The 26,092-nt window shown below is 68.9% G+C and carries 26 protein-coding genes and 1 pseudogene; 8 read left to right on the forward strand and 19 right to left on the reverse strand.

Annotated elements, in window-relative coordinates:
• Position 1 precedes the first annotated feature (1 nt).
• Positions 2-925, reverse strand: coding sequence for an FkbM family methyltransferase (locus J7E91_RS06010; RefSeq protein ID WP_214899760.1), 924 nt, complete (start codon positions 923-925; stop codon positions 2-4).
• A 422-nt stretch (positions 926-1,347) separates the two neighbouring features.
• A complete protein-coding gene (locus J7E91_RS06015) occupies positions 1,348-2,565 on the reverse strand; it encodes an amidohydrolase family protein (protein ID WP_214899805.1) in 1,218 nt (405 codons plus the stop codon).
• A gap of 200 nt (positions 2,566-2,765) precedes the next feature.
• Between J7E91_RS06015 and J7E91_RS06020 the strand changes: the two are divergent.
• Positions 2,766-2,972, forward strand: a pseudogene (locus tag J7E91_RS06020) (DoxX family protein); the annotation flags it as partial.
• A 288-nt stretch (positions 2,973-3,260) separates the two neighbouring features.
• Positions 3,261-3,830: a hypothetical protein gene (locus tag J7E91_RS06025; protein WP_214899761.1), complete on the forward strand. Its 570-nt coding sequence runs from the start codon at positions 3,261-3,263 to the stop codon at positions 3,828-3,830.
• 380 nt (positions 3,831-4,210) lie between these two features.
• On the opposite strand, the gene J7E91_RS06030 is transcribed toward J7E91_RS06025, so the two are convergent.
• From J7E91_RS06030 to J7E91_RS06060, 7 genes are all read right to left on the reverse strand, one after another.
• Positions 4,211-4,750, reverse strand: coding sequence for a Pycsar system effector family protein (locus tag J7E91_RS06030; protein WP_214899762.1), 540 nt, complete (start codon positions 4,748-4,750; stop codon positions 4,211-4,213).
• An 87-nt stretch (positions 4,751-4,837) separates the two neighbouring features.
• Positions 4,838-6,280, reverse strand: a complete 1,443-nt coding sequence (locus J7E91_RS06035) for a DUF4407 domain-containing protein (protein WP_214899763.1) — start codon at positions 6,278-6,280, stop codon at positions 4,838-4,840.
• Entirely contained in the window at positions 6,273-7,346 is a 1,074-nt protein-coding gene (locus J7E91_RS06040; protein ID WP_214899764.1) for a hypothetical protein, read from the reverse strand. The genes J7E91_RS06035 and J7E91_RS06040 overlap by 8 nt, the downstream gene beginning before the upstream one ends.
• Positions 7,343-9,619, reverse strand: coding sequence for a hypothetical protein (locus J7E91_RS06045; RefSeq protein ID WP_214899765.1), 2,277 nt, complete (start codon positions 9,617-9,619; stop codon positions 7,343-7,345). The genes J7E91_RS06040 and J7E91_RS06045 overlap by 4 nt, the downstream gene beginning before the upstream one ends.
• Positions 9,612-10,421, reverse strand: coding sequence for a hypothetical protein (locus J7E91_RS06050; protein ID WP_214899766.1), 810 nt, complete (start codon positions 10,419-10,421; stop codon positions 9,612-9,614). The genes J7E91_RS06045 and J7E91_RS06050 overlap by 8 nt, the downstream gene beginning before the upstream one ends.
• Positions 10,422-10,514: 93 nt before the next feature.
• Positions 10,515-11,267, reverse strand: a complete 753-nt coding sequence (locus J7E91_RS06055) for a Crp/Fnr family transcriptional regulator (protein WP_251015249.1) — start codon at positions 11,265-11,267, stop codon at positions 10,515-10,517.
• A 72-nt stretch (positions 11,268-11,339) separates the two neighbouring features.
• A complete protein-coding gene (locus J7E91_RS06060) occupies positions 11,340-11,663 on the reverse strand; it encodes a VOC family protein (RefSeq protein ID WP_214899808.1) in 324 nt (107 codons plus the stop codon).
• A 112-nt stretch (positions 11,664-11,775) separates the two neighbouring features.
• Between J7E91_RS06060 and J7E91_RS06065 the strand changes: the two genes are divergently transcribed.
• Together J7E91_RS06065 and J7E91_RS06070 are read left to right on the forward strand one after the other, a co-directional pair.
• Positions 11,776-13,590, forward strand: a complete 1,815-nt coding sequence (locus tag J7E91_RS06065; protein WP_214899767.1) for a prolyl oligopeptidase family serine peptidase — start codon at positions 11,776-11,778, stop codon at positions 13,588-13,590.
• Positions 13,591-13,915: 325 nt separating this feature from the next.
• Positions 13,916-14,719, forward strand: a complete 804-nt coding sequence (locus tag J7E91_RS06070) for an SURF1 family protein (RefSeq protein WP_214899768.1) — start codon at positions 13,916-13,918, stop codon at positions 14,717-14,719.
• Positions 14,720-14,798: 79 nt separating this feature from the next.
• Here J7E91_RS06070 and J7E91_RS06075 read toward each other — a convergent pair whose 3' ends face one another.
• The 4 genes from J7E91_RS06075 to J7E91_RS06090 all read right to left on the reverse strand — a co-directional run bounded on the left by J7E91_RS06075 (position 14,799) and on the right by J7E91_RS06090 (position 19,368).
• Positions 14,799-16,106 carry a hypothetical protein gene (locus J7E91_RS06075; protein ID WP_214899769.1) on the reverse strand — a complete coding sequence of 436 codons (1,308 nt, stop codon included), beginning with the start codon at positions 16,104-16,106 and terminating at the stop codon, positions 14,799-14,801.
• Positions 16,103-16,678: a SigE family RNA polymerase sigma factor gene (locus J7E91_RS06080; RefSeq protein ID WP_028810450.1), complete on the reverse strand. Its 576-nt coding sequence runs from the start codon at positions 16,676-16,678 to the stop codon at positions 16,103-16,105. Before J7E91_RS06080 ends, J7E91_RS06075 begins: the two co-directional genes overlap by 4 nt.
• A 352-nt stretch (positions 16,679-17,030) precedes the next feature.
• Positions 17,031-18,089, reverse strand: a complete 1,059-nt coding sequence (locus tag J7E91_RS06085; RefSeq protein ID WP_214899770.1) for an aspartate-semialdehyde dehydrogenase — start codon at positions 18,087-18,089, stop codon at positions 17,031-17,033.
• Positions 18,090-18,096: 7 nt separating this feature from the next.
• Positions 18,097-19,368 (reverse strand): aspartate kinase, encoded by a 1,272-nt coding sequence (locus tag J7E91_RS06090; RefSeq protein ID WP_214899771.1) that lies wholly within the window; start codon positions 19,366-19,368, stop codon positions 18,097-18,099.
• Positions 19,369-20,096: 728 nt separating this feature from the next.
• On the opposite strand from J7E91_RS06090, the gene J7E91_RS06095 reads away from it, so the two are divergent.
• Together J7E91_RS06095 and J7E91_RS06100 are read left to right on the forward strand one after the other, a co-directional pair.
• The gene (locus J7E91_RS06095; RefSeq protein ID WP_214899772.1) at positions 20,097-20,267 is read left to right on the forward strand and encodes a hydrophobic protein; all 171 of its coding nucleotides are present in this window, start codon (positions 20,097-20,099) and stop codon (positions 20,265-20,267) included.
• Positions 20,268-20,430: 163 nt separating this feature from the next.
• Positions 20,431-20,781, forward strand: coding sequence for a PRC-barrel domain containing protein (locus tag J7E91_RS06100; protein WP_214899773.1), 351 nt, complete (start codon positions 20,431-20,433; stop codon positions 20,779-20,781).
• 58 nt (positions 20,782-20,839) lie between these two features.
• Here the strand turns inward: J7E91_RS06100 and J7E91_RS06105 are convergent, their stop codons facing one another.
• Positions 20,840-21,082 (reverse strand): DUF397 domain-containing protein, encoded by a 243-nt coding sequence (locus J7E91_RS06105; RefSeq protein WP_214899774.1) that lies wholly within the window; start codon positions 21,080-21,082, stop codon positions 20,840-20,842.
• Complete coding sequence (locus tag J7E91_RS06110; protein ID WP_214899775.1) at positions 21,079-21,882, reverse strand: helix-turn-helix transcriptional regulator; 804 nt, start codon at positions 21,880-21,882, stop codon at positions 21,079-21,081. The genes J7E91_RS06105 and J7E91_RS06110 overlap by 4 nt, the downstream gene beginning before the upstream one ends.
• An 83-nt stretch (positions 21,883-21,965) precedes the next feature.
• Here J7E91_RS06110 and J7E91_RS06115 point away from each other — a divergent pair, with 83 nt between their 5' ends.
• Positions 21,966-22,379, forward strand: coding sequence for an ATP-binding protein (locus J7E91_RS06115; protein ID WP_214899777.1), 414 nt, complete (start codon positions 21,966-21,968; stop codon positions 22,377-22,379).
• A 137-nt stretch (positions 22,380-22,516) separates the two neighbouring features.
• On the opposite strand, the gene J7E91_RS06120 is transcribed toward J7E91_RS06115, so the two are convergent.
• The 3 genes from J7E91_RS06120 to J7E91_RS06130 form a co-directional block, all read right to left on the reverse strand.
• The gene (locus J7E91_RS06120) at positions 22,517-23,185 is read right to left on the reverse strand and encodes a DUF5063 domain-containing protein (RefSeq protein WP_214899778.1); all 669 of its coding nucleotides are present in this window, start codon (positions 23,183-23,185) and stop codon (positions 22,517-22,519) included.
• A complete protein-coding gene (recR, locus tag J7E91_RS06125) occupies positions 23,178-23,777 on the reverse strand; it encodes a recombination mediator RecR (protein ID WP_028810454.1) in 600 nt (199 codons plus the stop codon). The genes J7E91_RS06120 and recR overlap by 8 nt, the downstream gene beginning before the upstream one ends.
• Positions 23,778-23,848: 71 nt before the next feature.
• Complete coding sequence (locus J7E91_RS06130) at positions 23,849-24,184, reverse strand: YbaB/EbfC family nucleoid-associated protein (protein WP_138896391.1); 336 nt, start codon at positions 24,182-24,184, stop codon at positions 23,849-23,851.
• Positions 24,185-24,479: 295 nt separating this feature from the next.
• Here J7E91_RS06130 and J7E91_RS06135 point away from each other — a divergent pair, with 295 nt between their 5' ends.
• Positions 24,480-25,235 (forward strand): SLATT domain-containing protein, encoded by a 756-nt coding sequence (locus J7E91_RS06135; RefSeq protein WP_214899779.1) that lies wholly within the window; start codon positions 24,480-24,482, stop codon positions 25,233-25,235.
• Between the two features lie 159 nt (positions 25,236-25,394).
• Here J7E91_RS06135 and J7E91_RS06140 read toward each other — a convergent pair whose 3' ends face one another.
• Positions 25,395-26,045, reverse strand: a complete 651-nt coding sequence (locus tag J7E91_RS06140; RefSeq protein ID WP_214899810.1) for a hypothetical protein — start codon at positions 26,043-26,045, stop codon at positions 25,395-25,397.
• Positions 26,046-26,092: the final 47 nt, after the last annotated feature.

Here is a 26,092-nt window from a genome sequence, read left to right on the forward strand (position 1 = left end):
GTCAGGGCAGAATCTCGGCGTCGACCTTGGAAAAGATCAGATCGGTCTCGCAGGTGATCGGCCCGACGTGGCGAGTGGGGACGCGCGGGGCGCCGCGCTGGGCCGCCACGTAGCTGTCCGGGGTGTACTCGTTGACGAGGCGGTACGGATGGAAGCCGTACGCCCGCATCGTCTCCATCAGTTCGTCGGCCGAGTCCCCGAGCATCGCCATCCGCTGCGGGGTCACTTCCACCGTGATCTCGGCGTCGGGCCGAAGCTCGTCGAGCATGGGCGCCATCCCTCGCACCACGCTCCCCTCCGCCCCTTCCACGTCGATCTTGATGACGCGGGCCTGGGCGATCTCCTTCGGATCAAGGAGCTCAGGCAGGGGAACAGCCTCGACCTCGAACGTCGACTCAGCCGGCCCTTCGTACGGGACGATGCTGTTGGCCCCCAGGTTGTCGGAACTGGCGAGGACGAAGGTCAGTCGCTTCCTGACATCCGAGACGGCTCCGTTGATCGCGCGGACATTGCCGGACCCGTTGAGGGCGACATGCTGCAGGATTTGCCGGTGGAACACTGGAGAGGCCTCGATCGCGACGACCTGGCCCTCGTCGCCGACGAGCCTCGAAGCCAGCAGGCTGTAGTAACCGATGTTCGCGCCGACATCGACATACGTATCCCCACGCCGCAGCCGTCGCTTCAGCCAGCTGGTCATGTGCGGCTCCCAGACGCCGAACAGGTAGAGGTAGCGCTGGATGAGGTCCTGCGTGTCGACCGCGAACCGGGCGCCGAACTCGACCTCGGTGACACGTTGACGTGGGTGTTCATGCAGATGGGGGTTCAGGTACCGGCTGGCCATCAGGCGCTTGCCGATGACCCCAGGCGCATCACGGACGTACCGCCGGCCAAGGGTGACCAGGACCTCTGACGCTTGGGTACGCATCCGCTCGCCTCTCCGCAGGGTTCACCGGAACGGTAACGCTCAGCGCCATGCCCGTGCCGCGGCCCTCGGCGAAGGGGCGCCTTCATCGCTCTGGTCTCTTCACCGAGGGCATGTCACCCTGCCGCCGACGTGTACCGGTAGACGAGGAGACGGCCATGACCACACCCAATGGCACCGCCCAGTCCGAGGTCACATAGGTTCAAGAAGGCGCGGGAACCGCGGAGGAAGCCCTCCATGCCCGCCATGCCGCCCGCGCACGGAGCGCCGTGGACCGCGCGGTCGAAGGCCGCTCACGCCGTACGTCTGTCGAGTGAGGCAGTGGAAGCACTCGCCAAGAGCGCCCCGGACCCGGCGGCTGACGCGCGATGTGCACGGAACGCGCGGTCGGCGAATGGCTTGACCGCCGCAGGGTGCCGCACTGCTCAGCGGGTGCCAGGAACGGCTGACAGGTTCTGGTCGAAGGGCAGATCAAGCATCCGGATCGCGTTGCCCCGCAGGAGCTTGTACGTGACGTCGTCGGGAAGGCCCGCGACGTGCTCCGCCGCCACCTGCTTCGTGTGCGGCCACGTCGAGTCGACGTGCGGGTAGTCGGTCTCGAAGGTGGCGTTGTTTACGCCGACGGTCTCGATCGCCTCGATGCCGTGCTTGTCGCGGAAGAAACAGCAGAAGATCTGCCGGTAGTAGTACGTCGACGGCGGCTCCGGGATCAGGTCCTTCACTCCGCCCCAAGCCCGGTGCTCCTCCCACACGTCGTCGGCGCGCTCCAAGGCGTACGGGATCCAGCCCATCTGGCCCTCGCTGTACGCCAGCTTCAGCCGCGGGAACTTCACGAGCACGCCGCTGAAGAGGAAGTCCATCATCGACGCCATCGCGTTGTTGAAGCTGAGCGCGGCCTGGACGGCAGGGGGTGCGTCCGGGGACGCGGCGGGCATCTGCGACGACGAGCCGATGTGCATGTTGACGACGGTCCCCGTCTCCTCACAGGCGGCGAAGAACGGGTCCCAGTAGCCGGAGTGGATGGAAGGCAGCCCCAGGTACGTCGGAATCTCAGAGAAGGTCACCGCCCGGACGCCACGGGCTGCGTTTCGCCTGATCTCCGCCACCGCCAAGTCGATGTCCCAGAGAGGAATCAGGCACAGCGGAATCAGTCGGCCACCGCTGTCACCGCACCACTCCTCCACCATCCAGTCGTTGTATGCGCGGACGCACGCGAGCCCGACCTCCTTGTCCTTGGCCTCCGCGAAGGTCTGCCCGCAGAACCGGGGGAAGGTGGGGAAGCAGAGCGACGCCTCCACATGGTTGAGGTCCATGTCGGCCAGGCGCGCCTTCGGGTCCCAGCAGCCCCGCCGCATCTGCTCCCGGGTGATGCCGTCGAGTGTCATCTCGTCCCGCGAGAAGCCGACTGCGGCGATGATCCGCTTGTACGGGAAGACCTCTCCCTCGTACCGCCACCAGTCGGTGAGCTGGCCGTCCGGATCGGTCGTGAACCGGTACTTCCCTCCGATGTACCGCAGGTCGCCAATGCCGGCAGTGAAGGGCTTCGGGCCCTTGTCCCGGTACTTGCTCGGGAGCCAGGTCTCGAAGAGGTGTGCGGGCTCGATCACGTGATCGTCCACGCTGATCACCTTCGGGAGATCCATGGTGCCGCTGTCGTCGGTAACCACGTTGCTTACCCCCTACTGACTGTCGGTCCCCCGACAAGAAACTGACGAACCATCAGATTGAGGTTATGGGGTCGCTCGCCGGGCGGCAAGGTCGACGGGCGACGGACCCCTTGCGAGACGACTCCACTGCAGGCTGAACTGACACATCGTCAGTCAGTGGAGTGGAGGGACCCGGGATGCAGACCATCTGGCTCGGTGGCGCCGAGTGGATCGCGGTTCTCCGGATCGGCCTCGGCCTGTGGTGGCTGGAGAGCTGGCGCCACAAGGGCAAGAGGGACTGGTTCACTGGCGGCGGCATCAACTGGGCGGCCGGGGTGGCGGCCAAGCACCGGTGGGGCTTTGTCCGCCAGGGATTCGACCGAACAGTGAAGCCGTACCCGCGCTGCAGACCTGGTCGATCGACAGCGCAATCGGGCTGTGGTTGTAGCACCGCTCACAGCTCGGAAGTCTCGACGACCACCGTGACCGGTCTCACCAGCGGAGTACCAGGCTGAAACATGGGGGTGTCACAGCGGTCACGGCGTCACAGAACCCTATGACCTGCGTGAACGTCACCACGTCGACTGTGACACTCCCATGTTTCAGCCATGTCTGAACCTCACGGCAAGGCGTGCCGTCCCCACTCCTAAGATCCTCTAGACGTCTACATGACTGCCGCGTCTGGGGGATGCATGGGAAGCGCCGAGCAGTGGGTCACAATCGCCGCCGTCTTGCTGGGCGCGATGACGACGCACCTCACGACGTACGCGATGGAGCGGCAGCGTAAGAAGCATGAGCTGGTGACCCGCTGGGACAGCAAGAAGCTCGAAGCGTACGAGGGGTACGTCGACAGCGTCCGTACGTGCATCTTCCTCGCCGTGCACCTCTACGAGTGCCGCGAAGGCCTCCGCGACCGCGACAAGCCCGACCAGGAGATCCTCGCGGAGATGTCCGAGGCCGGCCGCATCCGGGGCCGGGCCTTCGAGCGGATCATGCTCCTCGCTGGGGATGACGTGGTGGAAGCGGCGCACGAGCTGAACGCCGTCGCCCTCCAGGTCGACTGGCAGGCCAACGGCAAGGTCGAGGGGACACTAGAGGAATGGCGCCAGCGGAACCGCGCCGTCTTCCGGGCGATCAACAGCTTCCACGAATCGGCGCGCGTGGATCTCGGCGTGGACGGCAGCGTCTCTGGCGAGAACCACCCCGAGCGGGACCTCCTGCTTCCCAGCGCCCGACGCGAGGGCGGCAACCGCAACGCATGACACCCTCTGGGGGTGCCGGCGCCGCTCGCGTATCCCCGGGAGTGCCGGGGAGTGAGCGGGGAGTGGATCACGAAAGTCGTTCTCGTCGACACCACGCCAAACCAACGGAGACCAACGCTCTGACCTGGGGCTTAGCCAAATAGTGCAGGCCAGCGGGCTGTCCGTACTTTCTTCGGGACGAAGAGGTCGTGGGTTCAAATCCCGCCACCCCGACAGCTGAAACACCAGGTCAGGGGCCTGATCCGCGAAAGCGGGTCAGGCCCCTGAGTGGTTGTGGGCCGTTTCGGGACTGGTCGGGGAGCACCTCGGTTGTCATCAGCGGGGGTTTTGCGCCGAGGCGTTGCGATCGGATGGTCCGCCATTCCTCAGCCTGTGTGCCGCTAAGTCGAGGCTCCCGTCACTATGCCCAGTAGCGTGAGCGCGAAAAAAACCGTGGCCCAGGCCAGTGCGTGGCGTATGCAGCGGTATTTGGTCCAGGCGATCCGGGACAAGGCCTCTAGCTGGCCCAGGTCCCGGGACACGAGGTCGGTGCGGCGGACCGTTTGCTCCAGGTGCGCGATCGACATCGCGAGTCTCGCGTCGCCGAAGTAGTGGGTGCGGGAGTGGCGGGGGTTTCCGAGCCGTGGAGTCAAGGCCAGGCCCAGCAGGACGAGTGCCAGTACGCAGGCGGCGCAGCCCGCCCAAAGGAAGAGCTGCGGGACGACGGCGTACTGTCGTGGAGCGATAGCGCCGCTGCCGATCGCGCCGAGCAGGGCGGACAGGGCCGCGCCCAGGGACGCCAGCATGAGGCCGGCCTTGTTGTCGGCCTTCGTGAGCTCCTCACGGACCTCGGACAGCAGCACTCTGGCGAGTTCCGCGCTGCGGTTGTTTGCGGTGTCGACATCCGGGTCCGTGCCGGCGTCGTCTCCGGGTATGGTCACGCTTCCCCCTCCGTTCGGTCTGTGCCGGGCGGCTGCCCCATCGTGCGGGGCAGCCGTGGTGCTGTGTTCCTGGTGCAGGCAGGTGCGTCAGACCGTCGACGAGCGGCGGAGCTCGTCCTCCAGCGCGTTCACCGCCTGCCGGACCCGGATGTTCATCGCTGCCGTGTGTTCCCGGAGCGCCGCCTCCGACTCGGCTCGGTGACGGCGGACCTCCTGTTCGATGGCGTCCTGTGCGATCTCGAGGTTCGCCATGGCCCGACGCTCGGTGAACCGGGTCTCCTCGTCGTGGATCTTGACCGCGCTGTTGCTCGCGCTGGTGAGCATCCGGTCGTACGCGGACTCGCCGCTCAGGTACTTCACCAGCACGGGGAGCACGTCGAGGAAGATGAACAGCAGGCGGACCAGCCAGATGCCCACGAACAGCACCGGGTTCCCGGTCGCGAGTTGCTCGAGCGCCCGCATCCGTTCCAGGACACCGATCTCCTTCTGCTTGGCACGCTCCTCGTTCAGCCGCCCCTCGATACCGTCGGCCCGGGTCTTGAGGAAGGCGCCGCGTGACACGGTCTGCTCGGCCTCGATCTTCGAGATGCGGCTGTTCATGCGGGCCAGTCGCTTTTCGTTCTCATCGGTGTGGTGGGTCGTCCGGTAGTCCTGTGCCTTGTCGCGCAGGCGCAGGCACTCGGATGTCCGCTGATACAGGCCGGTGGCGGCTATACGGATCAGCTGGCGGCACTCGTCCCGTACCTCGGAATCGATGGCCTCCAGCCTGGTGGCATCCCGGTCCACCCGCTTCTGCAGGGCGGTGGTGTCCGAGCGCAGGGCTGTGAGTTCCTCGGCCCGTTCGCCGGGCGTCTTGCCGAAGGAGAGGACGTACGTCCTGTCGCAACCCTCCGGGGTGACGGTCTGCGTCGTGGACGGTACGGGGTTGCAGCGGACCAGGTTCGTGCGCAACTGGTCGATCGTGTCCGTGCGTTCGTCGGCAACGCGTTCTTCGATGGCCGTCTGGAAGATGCGCAGCACCAAGGGCTCGGCGATCACCGCGCCAAGCATCAGGGCGATCAGCAGGCGCGTGAGGAGGGGGCCGACCCGTCGTCGCGCGTTCGGCTGTGGAGTGACCAGCCAGCGGTCAAGGTTGAGCACGAACAGCATCCAGATCACCGTCGGGACGAGGGCCACGAGGGAGACCCTCCCGAGCGCCTCGGTCGCGAAGTTCCACATGGAGAACGCCGCGATGACGGAGGTTCCGAGCACTACCCCACCGAGGGCCGTGTACTTGCTCCGCTCGTACCTGACCCTGGTCAGCAGTTCCTCGTCGACGCCGGTCAGGGCACGCAGCCGTCGTGCGCCGTCGAAGGGGCGGGGGGCGGCAGGGGCAGGGGCCCCGTCGCCCGTGCCGCGAGTAGCGGTTCCATGTTCTGAGATGCGGCCGGTGACGCGGCCGTTCACAGGACGCCCAGCATCATCATCACCGGCGTCCTGGTCTCCCGCCGTGCCGGGGACCGTCACCCGGTTCGTCAAGAAGTCAGTCAACGAGATCGCCCTCGTCCTTGACGAAACCACCCTGCGGGTCGCGCGAGCCGTCCCGGCCCGTTTCCGTGCGACCGGGACGCGCTGGTCCCGGCTCGACCATGCGGGCGGTGCCGGCGGCGGATCCGACCCCGGGTGCGGCTTGGCCGCCCGTCTCCCGCAGGACCTGTTCCAGTACCTGGTGGTAGTCGACGTACTCGCTGCCGCCCATCTGCCGCAGCAGCGTCAGCAGCATGTCGCGGCGCATCTGCGCCTCCGCCGTCTCCCGCACCTGCGCGTGGGTCCGGTCCGACGTCTCGGCCGCGTGACGGCGGACCGACGTCTCCTCGGTGACGCGATGGATGCGGGCCGCCGCCTCGGTGACGTCGATCTCCTTCCGGGCGATGCCGAAGGCGTCCACGTGGTCGGATCCCTGGGAGAGCAGTTCCGCGATCCGGAGTGCGTCCTGGGTCTCGAAGTCCCGCTGTCCCCGCTGGAGTTCCCAGGAGCGCCGCTCGTCGCGCAGCTTCTGTTCCCAGTCCCGCAGGTCGTCCGACGCGTGCACCTCGGCGCTGACGAACTCCACGCCCATGCCCGCGACCCGCGGCGGCACGATCGCGCTGTAGGCGGTCATACGGTGGTTGACCTCGGTCCGTACCGCGTTGACCTCCTCCACGCGGTGCCCGGCGCTCACCCTCGGCAGGTCGCCGTCGCCCATCAGGTAGGCGCGCAACGGAACGGTGACGTCGATGATGCCCTGCCGGGCGATCACAATCGGGTCGGTCACCTGGCAGGTGAAGGACGCCCGCACCGTGAACTTGTCCGCCTCACTCACCGACGGGAGCGTGCGCTCCACCTCGACCAGGCGCGCCCGGGTGTCGACCAGGCTGACCGAGGAGGCGTCGAGTACGTCGGGGTGGGACGGGTCGAACACCATGCCCTCGGGGTACAGGCGGTAGTTCCCGCCGACCCTGAAGACGTAGATCGCGCCGGGCGGCAGATGCGGCACGTCGTCGCGACGGCGACGCCGAGACCACCAGGCGCCCTGGGCCGTGGCCAGGATGTGCTCGGCAATGACCGGGTAGTTCACTTGCTTCGGCCTCCTTGAGCGGAAGGGAAGGGAGGGGTGGGTATGAGGGGCGCGGTGGAGCGCCGGGAGTCCGCCGGCGGTCGGCCGCGCAGTGATCCGAGGAGCACCTGCGCCAGTTGCCGGGCGCCCGGGACCGCGTAGTCGGGGTGCTTCAAGGCGATGGACAGGTGGTGACACAGCGCGGCCCACTGGCGCCTGCTCATGGCGTTCCGCATGGCCTCGCCGAGTTCGCGTACGGCACCGGTGACGGACGGGTCGTCCCGCAGCTGCACCAGCGTTCGGCACAGTGCGCTGACCGCCTGGCTCCGGTTGCCGCTGTGCAAGACATCCGCCCACAGGGAGCCGAGGTGACGGGCACTGTCCGGGACGGTGCGCAGGAGTTCCGCGGTGACGGGTTCCGGGGCCTCCAGCCGGGCGGCTTCCAGGAACTGGACGGCGGTGCGCAGCGCGATCAACCGCTCCCGGGACCCCGGCGCCGCCTTGGCGATCACGGTCCGTACGTACCGGAGGATGAACAGCGCGCGTTCCGGGTCCTGTTCGGCGTTCTGCAGCAGCAGGACCAGCGAACGGTGGGCCGAGAAAGCGATCCGCGCCCCGCGCTGCGTCAGGAAGCAGAGCCAGTTGAGCGCCTCCAGTCGGTAGAGGGAGCCCAGGCGGCCCGTCAACGCCATGGCCGCCGTCACGGCCCGGCCAGGCCCGCTGTTATCCGTCCAGCTCAGGGCGATGTTCAGGGCCTGCGGTGCGAGATGTTCGACGTCGCACATGAACTGCAGCGTCAGCGCGGCGGTCACCCGCTGGCTGGTAAGCCCTTCGGACCACACTGACAACATGTTCTCGTCGACCTCGACAACGGCGCGCCGGGCCAGGAGCGCGACGCCGCGGGCCACCTCGGTACGGGTGTCCAGGTCGCCCAGCAGGGCCAGCTCACCCAGCCATTGGCGCAGCGGGTACCAGAGCTCGTAGCCGTACAGGTCGTGCAATTCCTCGATGACGAACTCGCGGACACGAGGCTCGGCGAAGACCAGGCGGCGCTCGCTGCGCCCGGCGTTCCGGCCCGGCCCGGGCCGGTACTCGATCGTCACGAGCCCCATCGCCCGCTCTTTCCACCGGGCCCGGGACTGCTGGGCCACCGCGCCGCTCGACGCCGTCCCGGTCTCGTCGTCCGGCTCCCCGACCGGCATTCCACCGCTCTGCTCCCAGTTGCGCACGTGGGCGGCGAGCACGGCGCACTCCTTCTCGAACGTCCGCTCCGGGATGCCCTCCAGAAAGGCCAGGGCCGCGAGCGGTATCAGGTCGTCCGCGGACGGCTGCTTGCGGAACAACTCCTGGACCAGCTCCCGGCACCGGTCCCGCAAGGTGTCCAGCGCCTTCTCCGCGCCCTCCCGGGACAAGACCACGGCCGCGGCAATGACGTCCGCCGGCCGCCGCTGTTCACCGATCCGCTCCCGCAGTTCCTGCTCGGTGTCCGGCGCCAGGGCGGCATGCGGCAACAACTTCCTGCAGCACTCGAACAGCTCCAGGGGATCCGGGGCCTGCCACGCCACGCAGTGGTCCCGCAGCGCCAGCCGCCGACGGGTCGCGCCGTCGGCCGTGATCACCAGGTACGACCCCTTGCGGCGCAGTTCCTCGCTCAGCCGACCAATCGCGTACGCCTGCACGGCCTCGACATTCAGCTCGCCGACGTAGTCGAGGATGACGTACCCCTGACCCGGCTTGAGGTCCCGCGACGCGGCCAGCTCGGCGAGGGCGTTGGCGGGCGACAGGCTGCGCAGCCTGGCCTCCTCGCCCAGGATCTCCCTGAGCAGGGCGAGGGAGCCTGCGCCCCGGCCGCAGTTGCCCTGGCCGGTCAGCACGACCAGAGCGTTCTCGCGCAGTTTACCGAGCGCCTCGTCGAAGCAGGACTGCGGAGGGACGTAGAACCGCAAGGCGCGGTCTGTCTCCTCGGGCTCGATGGTGCCGGGGGCAAGACCGGGAGACGAGACGGCGTCGAAGCCGAACGCCGCTCCGGAGGCGTCGACGACGCCGTAGAAGTTGTTGTTGACGAGCTGGTGGACGCGGCGCAGATCGTCGTAGCCCCGGTCGTCCTCCTCGCGTTCGTCCGGCTCCTGACGCCGCTCGCGGGCCGCGTCAGGTCCAGCACCCGGGCCGAGGGCGTCCTCCCCGGCTTCCGGCGCACCGTCGGCATCGGCCGGCGGGGGCGGCGCGACGTCCTCGTCGGGAGCGGGTACGGGCGGTACGGCCAGCCCGTCGTCCGGGTCCTGTTCGTCAGCCATCGGCGCTCCCGAAGCCGAAAACGGCACCCCGGGCATCCACTGGGCCGGCGACATTGGTGACGTTGATCTTGCCGGCCCGGTACTCGTTGCTGATCCCCGTCCCGCCGGCTCCGCCTGCGGCGGCCGGTCCTGGCCGGATCGCCGTGGGCTCCCCCGCCGCCGGGTCCGCGGGCTTCCCCGTCTCCGCGGCCCTGGGTTCGCGTGCGGCGATGGCCTGTGCGCCGAACTCGGGCACGCGCAGCCACGCCGTGGCCTCGTACTCCTTCACCTGGACGGCGACACGGGTGAAGTCCTCCGGAGTCAGTGTCGTGTGTCTGCCCGCCACCGTGGACCGGAAGACGTCGTCGGACAGCAGCAGCACCAGGTCGGCCCCGGGGTGCGCGGCCAGGGCGTCGTAGAGCGGACGCGCGTTCAGCAGGCGCGCCGTGGCCACCACGGCCGTGCCGGCGAAGCCGTTGTCGGCCAGCTCCACCAGCCCCTGGTGGATGACGGCCCGCAGCCGCATGCGGGCCTCGGGAACTCGCTGAGCGTTGTACTCGCGCAGCTCGGCGACGAGATGGCGGATGTAGTCGTCGACCAGACGCGGTTCCTTGCCGTCGACCGGCCGCACCGCCAGCTGCTCGTCACCCTTGCGCTGGATCTGCCACTGCGCGCGGTCCAGGCCGGCACCCCTGGCGGCGCGGTCGAGGAGCCGCGGCAGATCGTGCTGGATTTCGGACTGCCTACGGTCGTTGTTGCTTCCGTAGGCCTGTGCGTCCACGGCTATGCAGGTGCAGGGATAGAAGTCAGGCCACGCAGCCACCCGATCAATTCCTCTCTGGGCAGGCGATGGGCAGGCAATGCCCACGAAGTGCTGACCCAGAGGCTAGGAGGGAGTGAGCGAAGTGATCCCGTATCAATACGGGTTGTCAGCAACCACTTTGGCGAATTCGAGCAACTTCGGAACGTCACAGATAGTTATGTTTCGGTAACTGCGTTCCACCAGTCCCTGAGCTGTCAGCACGGCAAGGCTCTTCTCGGCTGTGTTGAGCTTCAAGCCGGCCAGCGACGCGAGTTCCTTCTGTGTCAGCGTCACGCCGAGGTCGCACCGCTTGCCTTCGCTGCCCGGCATGGGCTGGGCGTAGGACTGGCACAACTCGGCCAGGACCCGGGCCAGCCGGGTCAGCGAGTCATAGGCCTGGAAGTCGATCCGGCGCCGGTTGGCCCAGCGCAGCCGGGCGCACAGCATGTGGAAGACGGCCCGCATGGCGTCCGGATGGCGGGAAAGGAAGGCCTCCAGCGCCCACACCTGGATGATCCGCGCGGTCACGTCACTGCACGCGACCACCGTGCCGGACCTGGGGCGCTCCTCGAAGGCCGCCATCTCACCGACCAGGTCACCCGCTATGCGGATGGCGAGCAGCATGTCGTAACCGCTCTCCGCACTGGCGACGACCTTCACGACACCGCTCGTGATCAACAGGACGTGCCGACTCTCCTCGCCCTGCTGGAGCAGGGCGCGATGCGGCGGATAGGTCATCGGGGTGCCCTGACTCAGGAGTTCTTCCCGCGTCGTGCCCCGCAACCGGCCAAGAAATGTGGACGGCGGCCACTCGTGATTCACCAGCCCCCCCGACGATCTCACTCCGCGGCGCAGCGCGCCGTTCAAGCCACACCATGCTGCCGTCGAGTCGAGTACCGGCAAACAGAAAGTCCGGGATGTGGCCTGTTCTCTTGCTTCTCAGCCAGAATTGACCGAACGCGTATCCTCATGGGAACGGTCATCCGCTTTGAGGTGGTCATAACGCTCGAAGCGCACGCCCCTCCTGCTCAGCTCGTCCACCGCCCCCTCGATGTCGTCGACGGGGAAGTTGAGAATCGTGTACGTAGCCGGGGTGTGGTCGGGCTTGGGGTAGACCAGGATGTCCCGGTCCCCTGCGATGTGCAGGGTCAGCATGCCGTTCTGCTCGGACACCCGGAGTCCGAGCGTCTCGCCGTAGAACTTTCTGGCCGCTTCGATGTCGTCCACCGAGAAGCCGCCGTACGCCTTCGTCGTACCGAACATGATCGCCTCCCAGGGCATGGTTCTTACCTGTAGGACCGGCAGGCAGCCGGAAACTCATCGGTCGTACGACGACGCGCTGAGGGCTGTCAGTGGCGCGGAGCAGAATGGGGGGATGACTGAGAACACCGGGTCCGCCGCACAGGACATGCCCATGCCTTCCATGCCTGACTGGGAGAAGCGTTTTCGGGCGCCGCGCGTCTCGCTGCCCGACTGGGCCGAGGACGCGCCGGAGCGGGCTTTGTTCATCTCCAATGCGACCGGGACGTACGAGCTGTACGCCTGGGATCGCGCGAGCGGGGCTCAGCGGCAGGCCACCGACCGGCCGAACGGGACCACCGAGGGCGAGCTGACGCCCGACGGGGAGTCGATCTGGTGGTTCAGCGATAGGGACGGGGACGAGTTCGGTGTCTGGATGCGGCAGCCGTTCGCGGGGGGTGAGGATCAGCCCGCGGCTCCGGGGCTCCAGGCGTCGTACCCCGCCGGGCTCGCGCTCGGGCGGGACGGGACGGCGGTCGTGGGGCGCTCGACCGACGAGGACGGGTCCACGGTGCATGTCGTACGGCCGGGCGCCGGGCCCGTCGAGATCTACCGGCACCGGGAGTCGGCGGGTGTGGCGGATCTGTCGCACGACGGGACGCTGATCGCGATCGAGCACACCGAGCACGGCGACGCGATGCACTCCGCGCTGCGCGTGCTGCGGCTGGACGGTACGGCGGTGGCCGACCTGGACGACACCGAGGGCGGCGCGGTCGAGCTGGGGCTCGAAGTGCTCGGTTTCGCTCCGGTCGACGGTGACACGCGGCTGCTCGTCCGGCATCAGCGGCGCGGGCGCTGGGAGCCGATGGTGTGGGACGTGGCGTCGGGCGAGGAGACCGAGCTGGGGATCGAGCTCCCCGGCGACGTGTCCGCCGAGTGGTACCGGGACGGATCCGCGCTGCTCGTCGTGCACAGCTTCGAGGCGCGCAGCGAGCTGTGGCGGTACGACTTCGCCACGCGGCAGCTGGTGGAGGTGCCGGCACCTGCCGGGTCGGTGTTGGGTGCGACGGCCCGGCCCGACGGGTCGGTGGAGTATCTCTGGTCCTCGGCGGCCGAGCCGCCGGTGGTGCGGTCGACGTCGGGGCGCGTGGTGCTCGACCCGCCGGGGATGAAGGCGCCTGCCTCGGTCCCGGTGGAGGACGCGTGGGTCGAGGGGCCCGGTGGGCGGATCCACGCGCTCGTGCAGAGGCCCGCGACGGGTGAGGGGCCGTTCCCCACGGTCTTCGAGATTCACGGCGGGCCGACGTGGCACGACAGCGACGCGTTCGCGGCGGGGCCGGCGGCGTGGGTGGACCACGGTTATGCGGTCGTTCGGGTCAACTACCGCGGTTCGACCGGGTACGGGCGCGAGTGGACGGACGCGCTCAAGCACCGGGTGGGGCTGATCGAGCTGGAGGACATCGCGGCGGTCCGGGAGTGGGCCGTCTCGTCCGGGCTCGCGGACCCGGCGAAGCTGGTGCTGGCGGGCGGTTCGTGGGGCGGGTATCTGACGCTGCTCGGGCTCGGTACGCAGCCGGAGGCGTGGGCGGTGGGGCTGGCGGCGGTGCCGGTCGCCGACTACGTGACGGCGTACCACGACGAGATGGAGGCGCTGAAGGCGATGGACCGCACGCTGCTCGGCGGTACGCCGGAGGAGGTGCCGGAGCGCTACGAGGCGTCGTCGCCGCTGACGTACGTCGACACGGTGCGGGCGCCGGTCTACATCTCGGCGGGCGTCAACGATCCGCGCTGTCCGATCCGCCAGGTCGAGAACTACGTGGAGCGGCTGGAGGCTCGGGGGGCGGCGTACGAGGTGTACCGGTACGACGCGGGGCACGGGTCGCTGGTGGTGGAGGAGCGGATCAAGCAGGTCCGGCTTGAGCTCGACTTCGCGGCGCGGTATCTGGGGTAGGGGCGGAGCCTGGGGCGGGGGCGGGGGCGGGCGGGGGGTGCGGGCGAGGGGGCGGACGGGCTGGGATGTTCAGCGCGGTTGCGCGTGTACGGACGCCCTCCGGGCGTGTCCTCAAAGGCCGGACGGGCTGATCTGCCCCGCACCGGGGCTGGCAAGCCCCTGCTCCTCAAGCTCGCCGGACAAGCCGAAGGCTCATACCGCGACTCACCCTGGAGCGGCGGGTCCGGCAGCTTCGTTCTTCCTTGGCACGCCCCCGCGGGCTCGGGTCCTGCGCATCGGGCCCCCGGGCTGTGACCGGGGGTCCGTGGGCCCGTACCTTGGTGGGGTGTACCGGTTTCTGCTGACGCCCCGCTGGTGGGGGATCCACGCCTTCGTCGTGCTGGCCATTCCCTTCTGTGTCTTCATGGGGTCCTGGCAGCTCGGGCGGTTCGAAGACCGTGTCGAGACCCACCAGGCCGCCGAGGAGAAGCCCGACCCGGGCAAGCAGGCCGCCGTACCGCTCGACGAGCTGCTGCCCGTCGACAAGGAGACCTCCGGGCGGCCCGCCACCGCGACCGGGCGTTACGCCGAGCAGTTCGTCGTGCCCGAGCGGGAGGTCGACGGCAAGCGGGGCTCGTACGTGCTGACCCTGCTGCGTACGGACGGCGGCAAGGCGCTGCCCGTCGTCCGCGGCTGGCTGCCCGCCGGGGCGAAGGCCCCCGCCGCGCCCCCGGGCGAAGTCACCGTGACCGGCGCGCTCCAGGCGTCCGAGAACCCGGGCACCGACGGTGTGCACGCCGGTGGCGGGCTGCCGGAGGGGCAGCTCGGGATGATCAGCGCCGCTTCGCTCGTCAATCTTGTGCCCTACGACGTCTACGACGCCTGGATCACCCTCACCGACAGCGATTCGGGCATGCTGCCCGTCCCCGCGGTCGCGCCGCAGGGCAGCGGCCTCGACCTCAAGGCCTTCCAGAACCTCGGCTACACCGGCGAGTGGTTCGTCTTCGCCGGCTTCGTTCTCTTCATGTGGTTCCGGCTGATGCGCCGCGAGGCGGAGGCCGCCCGTGACCTCGCCCTCGGCATCGCGCCCGACGAACCGGAACGCCCCGCGGGTGTAGGCGCCGGTTCCGGTTCGGGTTCCGGGTTCTAGTCGCGCTGCTGTCGTCGTACGCGAACGGGGCGGGCGCCGTCTCCGGCTGCGCCCGCCCCGTCCCCTGGTCCTTCCGTCGTTACGACGCCGCCAGCACGCCCGTGCGGTAGATCGTTCCCGCGCACGCGTTCGGAACCGTCACCGCCGCGGTCGGCGCGCCCGCCTGCGATGTGTGGCTCACCGAGACGCTGCCGTCCGCCGTGCCGCCGTCCTCGGTGCCGAGCTGCGGCTCCGCGCCGGCCGGCTCGGCCTCGCCATCGTTGCCGCCGGCTCCCTCGCCGCCGCCGTTGTCACCGGTTCCCGTACCGCCATCCGTCGTACCCGGCCCGGGGTCTTCCGGAGGGGGCGTGGGGTCGGGTGAGGGGTCGGTCGTCGGGCAGGTCTCCGTGGGCACCCAGGCGAACTTCACCTCGTACGCCATGTCCGGTTCCAGCAGCAGGCCGGTCATCTCCAGGGACGGGTCCGGCAGGCCGGCCGCCGCGTCCCCCGAGGTGTGGTCGACGACGTTGATGCGGGCGGGGTCGGCCGCCCCCATCGGCTGGGCGTACACCGTGCCGCGGCCGGCGATCACGCAGGCCATTTCCGAGACGTTGGAGATCCGGAACGTCCCGTACACCTTGCCCTCGCCGTCGGGCGGGAGCGTGCCCGCCGAGGCGACGGCGAGCTGGCTCGCGGTGCACGCGGGCGAGGACGCGGGCACGCCACCCGAGGTGTCGGCGCCGCCGGCGCCGCCGCCGCGGCCCGTACCGGTGCCGGAAGAACCCTTTCTGGAGCCCTTCTTCTTGTCCTTCCGCTTTTCCTCTTCGCTCTTGGGGCTCGACTTGCCGGAAGGCTTGTCCGTCTTCTTCTTGCCCTCCTCGGCGCCCTTCTCCCAGCCGGTGCCACCGTGCGTGTGCTGCCCGTGGCCCGCTATCGAGGGGCGGTCGTCGGCCGCGTCGCCGGAGTTCGCCACGTGGACGAAGGCCGGGACGGCCGTCCCCACGAAGAGCGCGGCGGCCGCCATACCGACGATGGCCTGGCGCCGTCTGGCGCGCCGGGCGGGGACCGCCTTGCGCAGGTGGTCCAGGGCGTTCTGCGAGGGTTCCAGTTCTTCTACGGCGCCGCGCAGCATCCGGCGCAGGGCCAGCTCGTCGGAACCGAATCCGTCGGAGTCGGATTCGTCGGAGTCGGATTCGTCGGAACCGGATCCGTCGGAGCCCAGCTCGTCGGGAACGGATCCGTCGTCGATGCCCGCCGCGTCGGCCGGCTCGGTGTCTGGCAGGTCGGCCGGCTCGTTGGCCGGCTCCTTGCCCTCTTCGCGCTCGTTCGGCCCGTCGTTCACAATCGCTTTTCCAGTCAGGTCGTTCAACGGCCCGTCCGGCCCGTGCCGCTCTTGCTTGCCGCTCATGCCGAGGCCTCCATGGCGACGCGCAGCGCCGCGATGCCGCGTGAGCCGTACGCCTTCACCGAGCCCAGGGATATGCCGAGCGTCTCGGCACACTGGGCCTCGGTCATGTCCGCGAAGTACCGCAGGACCAGCACCTCGCGCTGACGTCGCTGGAGTCCGCGCATCGCCTTGATCAGCGCGTCGCGCTCCAGCTGGTCGTACGCCCCCTCCTCCGCGCTCGCCATGTCCGGCATCGGCTTCGACAGCAGCTTCAGGCCGAGAATGCGGCGCCGGAGCGCCGAGCGGGAGAGGTTGACGACGGTCTGGCGCAGGTAGGCCAGGGTCTTCTGGGGGTCACGCACGCGGTTGCGCGCGGAGTGCACCCGTATGAACGCTTCCTGCACGACGTCCTCACACGAGGCCGTGTCGTCGAGCAGCAGGGCCGCCAGGCCCAGCAAGGAGCGGTAATGGGCTCGATAGGTCTCGGTCAGGTGGTCAACTGTGGTACCCGCGGTCATGGCGTCTTCAGCGCCCTCGCGCGGGGACGGTATGCGGGCGGTACGTGCCGTCGGCATGGGGGCGATCACCGGCATGCAGCCGGGCGTGCGGGTCCTGCGGAGCGAGCGCACTGCCGCGCTGCGAACCGGGACCACTGTGATGTCGAGAACCTCTGCCACGCCTGTTGGACACTCTTCCCCCCGACAGGGTTGTACGCGCGAGGCACCGCTTTTGACGGTGTTACGAACGCCCCCATGCGTACTCGCCCTCCTGAATGCCCCGTTTGTCGCGGCACTTTGCCGGGGCGACCGCAAAGACGCTCCCCTCCCGACTGCCGGTTGCAGTAAGGCGGGGAGCGAATAGTCGAACAGAACAACGCCCCGGTTCAAGTAGTACAGACTTCGACTTACTCACGGAGCGTTCACAGATTCTACGCAGTGTTCCGGTTTACGCCGCCCGGATTTCGGCGGCCACCAGTTCGGCGATCTGCGCGGTGTTCAGCGCGGCGCCCTTGCGGAGATTGTCGCCGCACACGAAGAGTTCGAGCGCGGCGGGGTCGTCCAGCGACCGCCGCACGCGCCCCACCCACGTCGGGTCCGTGCCCACCACGTCGGCCGGGGTCGGGAACTCTCCCGCCGCCGGATTGTCGCAGAGCACCACGCCCGGCGCGGTGGCCAGGATCTCGTGCGCCCGCTCGACCGAGATCTCGTTCTCGAAGCGCGCGTGCACGGCCAGCGAGTGCGTGGTGAGCACCGGCACCCGGACACACGTGACCGAGACCGGCAGGCCGGGCCGGTCGAGGATCTTGCGCGACTCGGCGCGGACCTTCAGCTCCTCCGACGACCAGCCGTCGTCGGCGAGCGTCCCGGCCCACGGCACCACGTTCAGTGCGATCGGCGCGGCGAAGGGCCCGGTGTCGTCGCCGACGGCTCGGCGTACGTCGCCCGGGTTCGTACCCAGCTCCGTACCGGCGACGAGCGAGAGCTGGGTGCGCAGCGTGTCGACGCCGGCCCGGCCCGCACCGCTCACGGCCTGGTACGAGGAGACGACGAGGCCGGCGAGGCCGAACTCGGCGTGCAGGGCGCCCACCGCCACGATCATCGAGAGGGTCGTGCAGTTGGGGCTCGCCACGATGCCGCGCGGGCGGACCCGTACAGCGTGGGGATTGACCTCGGGAACCACCAGCGGAACGTCCGGGTCCATCCGGAAGGCCGCGGAGTTGTCCACCACCACCGCGCCCTTGGCGGCGGCGATCGGTGCCCAGTGCGCGGCCACCTCGTCGGGTACGTCGAACATCGCGACGTCGACGCCCTCCAGGGCGTCCTCCGACAGCGCCAGGACTTCCGTCTCCGTTCCGCGCACGACCAGCTTGCGGCCGGCCGAGCGCGGGGAGGCGAGGAGCCGGATCTCGCCCCAGACATCGGCGTGCTGGGACAGGATCTGGAGCATGACGGCGCCGACGGCTCCGGTCGCTCCGACGACCGCGAGCGTCGGCTTGTCCGTCACTTGCGAGTCACCTTCCGGTGCCGCCGTAGACAACTGCCTCGTCGGAGTCGCTGTCGAGGCCGAAGGCGGAGTGCACGGCGCGCACGGCCTCGTTGACGTCGTCGGCGCGGGTCACGACCGAGATGCGGATCTCGGATGTCGAGATCAGCTCGATGTTCACGCCCGCGTCAGCCAGCGCCTCGAAGAAGCCCGCCGTGACACCCGGATTCGTCTTCATACCGGCGCCGACCAGGGAGATCTTGCCGATCTGGTCGTCGTAACGAAGCGAGTCGAACCCGATGGTGCTCTTCGTCTTCTCCAGGGCGTCGATGGCCTTGCGGCCCTCGGTCTTGGGAAGGGTGAAGGAGATGTCGGTCAGACCGGTCGACGCGGCCGAGACGTTCTGCACGACCATGTCGATGTTGATCTCGGCGTCCGCGATGGACCGGAAGATCGCCGCGGCCTCGCCCGGCTTGTCCGGCACACCGACGACGGTGACCTTGGCTTCGGAGACGTCATGGGCGACTCCGGAGATGATGGCGTGCTCCACCTGCTGGTCCCCTTGCGGCTCGTTGCTGACCCAGGTGCCGCGCAGTCCGGAGAAGGACGAGCGGACGTGGATCGGGATGTTGTATCGGCGTGCGTACTCCACGCACCGGTGCAGCAGCACCTTGGAGCCGGAGGCGGCGAGCTCCAGCATGTCCTCGAAGGAGATCCAGTCGATCTTCCGGGCCTTCTTCACGACCCGGGGGTCGGCGGTGAAGACACCGTCCACATCGGTGTAGATCTCACAGACCTCGGCGTCCAGCGCTGCCGCGAGGGCGACCGCGGTCGTGTCCGACCCGCCCCGGCCGAGGGTGGTGATGTCCTTCTTGTCCTGGGACACACCCTGGAAGCCCGCGACGATGGCGATGTTGCCCTCGTCGAGAGCGGTGCGGATCCGGCCCGGCGTGACATCGATGATGCGCGCTTTGTTGTGGACCGAGTCGGTGATGACACCTGCCTGGCTGCCCGTGAACGACTGGGCCTCGTGGCCCAGGTTTTTGATCGCCATGGCCAGCAGGGCCATGGAGATCCGCTCACCCGCGGTCAGCAGCATGTCGAACTCACGCCCGGCAGGGATCGGGGATACCTGCTCGGCGAGATCGATCAACTCGTCCGTCGTGTCGCCCATCGCCGAAACCACGACAACGACCTGGTGGCCGTTCTTCTTGGCATCGACGATTCGCTTGGCGACCCGCTTGATGCCTTCGGCATCGGCAACGGAGGAGCCTCCGTACTTCTGCACGACAAGGCCCACGTGCGCTCCTCGTTAGTCATTACTGCGGTCGGCTCAGTTTACCGAGCGGGCCGGGCCCGCCCACGCCGTATCGAATCCTGAGACATCTTGCTCGTGATGCGATCCAGCCGTAACCCGGGCGGGCCCTGGCCTGCTCGGTGGGATGCCTGCCCCAGGGTCACACACGGTACGCCGAACGTGGGGCGAGTCACATGGTCACAAGCGGTTCGGCTGCGGGCCGGCTGGTCGACGTCCGGCTGAGGCAGCTACCGCAGGCCGGCACGCTCGCGCCGGTGGTGGACTGGGCGGCATCTTGGACTCCAGTCGGCTACGGGCGATCGCGCCAGGGGTGTGCAGGCTCGCGATCCGTGCCCGTCTGAAGGACCTCACGGGCAGGGTCGAGAAGGTCCTCCGCCTGGTCGGTCCCCCCCTCGGTTCTCTCGCAGCCGCTGACCTCGCCCGGTACTCGCGGGCCGGCTTCGAGCGCGCCAACGTGTCGCGAACCTAAGCGTGAACACGTTCCGCGCAACCCGATCTCCGGATGTGCTCGCGGTTGATCCGTAGGGGAGTTGGTCGGTTGAATTTTCACCACAGCCACCCAATCCATAAGAAGGGGCTCGAAGCCCGAGACCTGAGCCCCGTGCCGACCTGCGCTTCAACCGGGAGCGTCGTACGTGAGAAAACCGAGCCGACCGAAAGTGTGTGGCCGGATTTCTTCGGGGCACACGGTGGATCGGAGGTTGGTAATCATGGTTCCCCTTATTCTCGTCCTGCTTCTCGCTCTCATACTTTTCGGTGCGGGCTTCGCACTGAAGGCCCTGTGGTGGATCGCCGTCATCGTGGTGGTGGTGTGGCTGCTCGGCTTCGTCATCCGCCCTGCGGCCAGTGGCGGCAAGCGTGGCCGCTGGTACCGCTGGTAGAGCGAGCACGCCCCCACGCGACGTGGGCCACGGGGAATTCCGCTCGCAGCTCCCCGTGTGAGACCGCAAAACCAGGGCAAGCGATTCACCGGGAACGGTCACCGAATTACTTCGGGTGCTGTTTCCTCAGGCTACTCATCGTCGACAAAAGGAGCCTTTTCTCATGAGCGACATCTGGGGCTACCAGCCGACGACCGGCCACACTGCCGGTAACACCCTTACCGGGTGGAAGGTCGAGGCGACCGACGGCAGCATCGGAAAGGTCGACAAGCACTCCGACGAGGTGGGTTCGTCCTACCTGGTCGTCGACACCGGGGTCTGGATCTTCGGCAAGCACGTGCTGCTTCCGGCCGGCACGGTGACGCGTGTCGACGCCGCCGAAGAGAAGGTCTACGTCGGCCTCACGAAGGACCAGATCAAGGACGCACCCGAGTTCGACAAGGACAAGCACCTTGGCGACGCGGGCTACCACGAGCAGGTCGGCAGCCACTACGGCCGCCACCGTCGCGTCTGAGAACCACGGACTCCGGGTGCGGCGGCCAGAATTCTGGCCGCCGCACCCGTTCGTGCGTTCAGGGACGGGCGGCGTACGCGACGAAGGCGGCCCAGGAGGCGGCCGGGACCGTCAACTCCGGGCCGGCGGTGAGCTTGGAGTCGCGGACGTGGACGGTGTGGGGGCAGGTGGCGACCTCGACGCAGGCCCCGCCCTCGGAATCGCTGTACGTTGACTTCCGCCAGCCCAGGGCGATTTCGATGCAGGCGCTGCCCTCCGAGTCGCTGTAGCTGGACTTGAACCACATCAGCCGCTCGCTCATAGCTCATCCGCCATCCGCTCGATGAAACCGGCCGACTCAGCAGGACTGAGAGCCACCGCGCGGATCATGCTAAGCCGCTCACTGTGCGAGCTGACCACTTCGGGGTCAGATGTCAGCTGACTCACCATCGGCCCTTCGGTGAAGGCGAAGCGCTCGTGGTCACGGGTCTCCAGCAGCACCATCGGCCCGAGGAGTGCGGCGGGAACCGCCCGGCCGTACGGCAGCACTTGCAGCAGGACATTGCTCCGCCTGCCCGCCTCCAGGAGGTGAAGCAACTGTTCGCGGTCCACCTGCGGGCCGCGAAGAGCCGCTTCGTAGACCACGTGGCTGAGCGCCGCCAGCGGCTTGCTGGTGAGCAGCGACTGGCGCTCCAGGCGAGCGGCAACCCGCTTGTCAACGGTTTCCTCGTCCAGCGGCGGATAGTGGTTGCCGATCAGCGCCTGCGCGTACGCCTCCGTCTGCAACAGCCCCGGAATCAGCGCAACTTCGTACCACCAAAGACTGATCGCCTCACGCTCATGCAGCATGTAGTCCTGCGCCCGCGCCGGAAACTTCTCCCGCTTCAGGTACTCCTTCGCCGCGCTCAACTTTCCGCCTGCCCGGAACAACTCGTCCGCCGCGTCCAGCACCTTCGGCGTCGGCATGCGTACGCCCTGTTCCATCGACTTGATCGTCGCCGACGAGTAGTTGACGGCCGCGCCCAGTTCCTCGCGGCTCAGGCCGGACTCCGTACGCCATCGCAGCAGTTGGTTTCCGCAGTAGCGCCACGTCCCGGGCGGCTGCGACTTCTGGTCCGACACAGTGACCACCTCCGACTGATACGCCGCACCGTGTATCCGACTCGTCACTCCTCAGCGTAGCCAGCCGTCAGCACGCTGTGACCATGAACGACACATTCCTCACCTCGAAGCGGTTCGCGAGAGCCGCCGCGTCCGTGCCCGCCGCGCGCGTCTTCGCCCGTGAGATTCTGATCAAGGGCGGGGCGGACCGAGACCTCGACGACGCGCTCCTGTGCGTCTCGGAGCTGGCGACGAACGCCGTGCGGTACGGGGTGCCCGTCGGCGGGGCGTTTCTGCTGAAGGTCGGCGTCGGCGCGGGGGGCGTACGCATCGAATGCCACGACGCGGGCCGCCGCCGCCCCCGTCTGCGGCACCCCGCCGACGACGACCAGACCGGGCGCGGCCTGCTGCTCGTCGAGGCGGTGGCATCGCGGTGGGGCGTCGGGGAGCGGCCGTTCGGCAAGTTCGTCTGGGTCGAGCTCGACATCAAGGCGGGCAGATGTACATCCGCTACGTAGCGGGACAGCGGGATCTGTCTCCCTTGAGGCGCGTGGGGTACGTCACGCGCGCCCGTTGGCGCCTGCGCGACGTCCACCGCGACATGTGAGCCGCTGGGGGCCGCTCGACAGGCGGCCCCCAGGGCCCGGCGAACCGGTCAGGTCACCGTACGCAGGCCCAGCGGGCCCGCGAGCTCCTCGGCCATGACCTTGCCCGCCTCCTTCTCCAGGTCCTCCTCGCCCAGGTCCTCGTCCGTGTCCAGGCCGTCCAGCTCCTGCAGCGGCTGGTCGAGGCGGACGTGCGCCACCAGGGACTGGAGGGCGCGCAGGCACGCGGAGGCGGTGGAGCCCCAGTTGGAGAAGTACGAGAACTGCCACCACCACAGCGCTTCGCTGGTGCGGCCCGCCCGGTAGTGGGCCAGGCCGTGGCGCAGGTCGGTGATGACGTCGGCCAGGTCGTCGGAGATGCGGCAGGCGACGGGCGCCTTGCGCGGCTCGTACGGGTCGAAGACCTCGGAGTACACGTCGATCGGGTCGAGCATGACGGCGAAACGTTGCCGCAGATCGTCCGGGTCCGGCTCCGGGCCGAGGTCCGGCTCGTACCGCTCGTCCGGAACGATGTCCTCGTGCGCGCCGAGCCTGCCTCCCGCCAGCAGGAGCTGGGACACCTCAAGCAGCAGGAACGGGACAGCGCTGTCCGGCTCGTCACCCTTGGCCACTTCCGTGACGGCGACGATGAAGCTCTCGATCTGGTCGGCGATCTGGACGGCGAAATCGTCCGGGTCCTGCGCGACCGCGTGCAGCAGCTTTGCGTTGGCGTCAGACATCGAGCAATCGTCTCCCCTCGAAGGCACGGCCCAGCGTGACCTCGTCGGCGTACTCAAGATCTCCCCCGACGGGGAGTCCACTGGCCAGGCGTGTCACCCGCAGACCCATTGGCTTGATCATCCGGGCGAGGTAGGTGGCGGTGGCCTCGCCCTCCAGGTTCGGATCGGTGGCCAGGATCAGCTCGGTGACGGCACCGTCCGCGAGGCGGGCCAGCAGCTCGCGGATCCGCAGGTCGTCGGGGCCGACGCCCTCGATGGGGCTGATGGCCCCGCCGAGCACGTGGTAGCGGCCGCGGAACTCCCGCGTCCGCTCGACCGCGACGACATCCTTGGGCTCTTCGACGACGCAGATGACCGCCGGGTCGCGACGCGGATCACGGCAGATCCCGCACTGCTCCTCCTGTGCGACGTTGCCGCACACCGCGCAGAACCGGACCTTGTCCTTGACCTCGAGGAGGGCGTGGGCGAGGCGGCGTACATCGGTCGGCTCGGCCTGGAGGATGTGGAAGGCGATCCGCTGCGCGCTCTTGGGACCGACGCCGGGCAGCCTGCCCAATTCGTCGATGAGGTCCTGGACCACGCCTTCGTACAACGGATTGCCTTCCTTGTCCCGCCGGTCTTGCGGTCTTGCCTGGTACGTACGGTAGTTGCTGCGGGGCCGCCTTAGAAGGGCAGTCCCGGCATGCCGCCGAGCCCCTGGGCCAGCGGGCCGAGCTTCTCCTGCTGGAGCTGCTGCGCGTTCTCGTTCGCGGCCTGGACCGCGGCGACGATCAGGTCCGCGAGGGTCTCCGTGTCCTCGGGGTCGACCGCCTTGGGGTCGATCACCAGACCACGGAGCTCGCCGGAGCCGTTGACGGTCGCCTTGACCAGGCCGCCGCCGGCCTGGCCGTCGACGTCGGTCCTGGCGAGCTCCTCCTGCGCCTTGGCGAGGTCCTGCTGCATCTTCTGGGCCTGCTGAAGCAGCTGCTGCATGTTGGGCTGGCCACCACCGGGAATCACGGTCACTCCTGGCACTTCGACGACGATTGTTTCGGTAAGGCGAGCCTACGTGTTCGCCGGGCGCCTTGCCCCATGCCGTACGAATCGACTCTTTCGAGTGAGACCTGGGGACTCCTGTAGCTGACCACGACGCGGTTCCAGCTGGAAATACCGGTATATCGGCCCCACGGCCCACCATTCGGCGGTAGGAAGGGCATGCGTATGCACTGCGTCACAGCACGTCGCACCATGTCACACCACGTCGCACCACGACTCGCAATGTCCCGGACAGAGCGCAAGCGCAGAGGAGTGCCCGGTGAGCCAGCCGGAGATGCAGCCCGAGGGGCCCGCCCGGAAGGAGGGCGGGGGTGCGACCGAGCAGTCGCACGACGAGGACGATCTGACCGGTCGGCCGTTCCCGCTCGGTGACTGGGGCGAGCCGGCGGAGCGTCTCGACGAGCTCTACCGGTGGGTGGAGGCGGGCGCGCTGCACACGGCCGACTGGTATCTCGCCGACCGGGCCCGCAAGCGCCGCGCGGCGCGCGCGCTGCGGGCGGGCACGGCCGCCGGTGTGATCGTCGGGGCCGCGCTGCCGCTCGTCGATCTGGCGGGGGCGGTGGACGGCGCGGCGGGCTGGGGTTACCTGTCGCTGCTGCTGGGAGCCGCGTGCGTGGCCTGCGACCGGTACTTCGGGCTCACATCGGGGTGGATGCGGGACGTGGCCGCGGCGCAGGCGGTGCAGCGGCGGTTGCAGGCGCTCCAGTTCGACTGGGCGTCGGAGAGCGTACGGGAGATGCTCGGGCCCACGGAGGGGACGGCCAGCGAGGCGGCCGAGCGCTGTCTCGGCATCCTCCGGCGGTTCTCCGAGGACATCTCGGAGCTGGTGCGGTCGGAGACGGCGGACTGGATGGTGGAGTTCCGGGCGGGGCCGGCGCCGTTGGTGATGCAGTCTGCGGGGGGGCCGGGCGGGGTGGGCCGCCCGGATGGGAGCGCGTCGGTCGGGCGGTACCCGTTGCCGCCGGGGGCGCGGCCGAATATGCCTCGGCAGCGGCCGCCGGAGTCACCCCGCTGAGGGGTGGGGTGGGTGCGTGGGCCGCTGCGCGGGGCTTTCCCCGACCCGCCCCTTCCCGCTGTGACACTTTGCGGCTCCGCCGCGTGGGGGGGCGCCGCCCCAGACCCCGGTCCTCAAACGCCGGACGGGCTGGAGGCGTGCGGAATTTCCGGGGTTCGGTCAGCTGAATATGATCATGGAGCCTTGGCCGAGGCTTCGGGTCGCCGCCGCGTGCAGGCCCAGCCAGACGTGGCGTTCGCGGGCGAAGGGGCTGTCATCGTACGGAAGAGTGTCGGCCGGCTCCTCCAGGGTGGTCGGGCGCTCGGGCGGCCGGGGCGCCGACGGCGGGTTCGCCGGGTCGATACCGATCGCAGGGGCGACGAATTCCAGCTCCCGCAGCAGGCCCTGCGTGGAGCCCAGGGGCCCACCCCCCGCCAGGAGTTCCTCGTTGGACAGGGGCGCCGCGTAGTCGACCGGGACGTACGCGCCCGCGTGGTCGTAGTGCCAGACCAGGTGGGACTGCTGCGCTGTCGACTCGAACATCTCCAGGAGCTGCTCGTAGTCGCCGCCCAGGGCGTCCACCGGCGTCACTTCGAGACCGCAGAGCTTGAGCAGGTACGCGCGCCGCAGGAAGTGCAGGGCGTCGTAGTCGAAGCCCGCCACCGGGGCGACATCGCCCGAGAGGCCCGGCATGTAGGCGAAGACGGGAACGGTCGGCAGGCCCGCGTCGGTGAGGGCCTTGTCGTACGACGCGATCTCTTCGGCGAAGGGATTGTCGGGGCTGTGGCACAGCACATCGACGAGGGGGACCAGCCACAGGTCACAGGCCACGTACGGCTCGCTCTCCACTGGATTCGTGCGACGGTCCAGGCAGCGTA

This window comes from Streptomyces sp. ISL-99 (assembly GCF_018614005.1).
Classification (GTDB): Bacteria; Actinomycetota; Actinomycetes; order Streptomycetales; family Streptomycetaceae; genus Streptomyces; species Streptomyces flavidovirens.

Bases quoted from the DNA above. Each gene is read 5' to 3' on its own strand.
- J7E91_RS06105 (WP_214899774.1), bottom strand. From the start codon at position 21,082: ATGAGCGAGCGGCTGATGTGGTTCAAGTCCAGCTACAGCGACTCGGAG.
- J7E91_RS06120 (WP_214899778.1), bottom strand. From the start codon at position 23,185: ATGTCTGACGCCAACGCAAAGCTGCTGCACGCGGTCGCGCAGGACCCG.
- J7E91_RS06010 (WP_214899760.1), bottom strand. From the start codon at position 925: ATGCGTACCCAAGCGTCAGAGGTCCTGGTCACCCTTGGCCGGCGGTAC.
- J7E91_RS06065 (WP_214899767.1), top strand. From the start codon at position 11,776: ATGACTGAGAACACCGGGTCCGCCGCACAGGACATGCCCATGCCTTCC.
- J7E91_RS06075 (WP_214899769.1), bottom strand. From the start codon at position 16,106: ATGAGCGGCAAGCAAGAGCGGCACGGGCCGGACGGGCCGTTGAACGAC.
- J7E91_RS06045 (WP_214899765.1), bottom strand. From the start codon at position 9,619: ATGGCTGACGAACAGGACCCGGACGACGGGCTGGCCGTACCGCCCGTA.
- J7E91_RS06115 (WP_214899777.1), top strand. From the start codon at position 21,966: ATGAACGACACATTCCTCACCTCGAAGCGGTTCGCGAGAGCCGCCGCG.
- J7E91_RS06080 (WP_028810450.1), bottom strand. From the start codon at position 16,678: ATGCCGGTGATCGCCCCCATGCCGACGGCACGTACCGCCCGCATACCG.
- J7E91_RS06095 (WP_214899772.1), top strand. From the start codon at position 20,097: ATGGTTCCCCTTATTCTCGTCCTGCTTCTCGCTCTCATACTTTTCGGT.
- J7E91_RS06060 (WP_214899808.1), bottom strand. From the start codon at position 11,663: ATGTTCGGTACGACGAAGGCGTACGGCGGCTTCTCGGTGGACGACATC.
- J7E91_RS06025 (WP_214899761.1), top strand. From the start codon at position 3,261: ATGGGAAGCGCCGAGCAGTGGGTCACAATCGCCGCCGTCTTGCTGGGC.
- J7E91_RS06015 (WP_214899805.1), bottom strand. From the start codon at position 2,565: ATGGATCTCCCGAAGGTGATCAGCGTGGACGATCACGTGATCGAGCCC.
- J7E91_RS06100 (WP_214899773.1), top strand. From the start codon at position 20,431: ATGAGCGACATCTGGGGCTACCAGCCGACGACCGGCCACACTGCCGGT.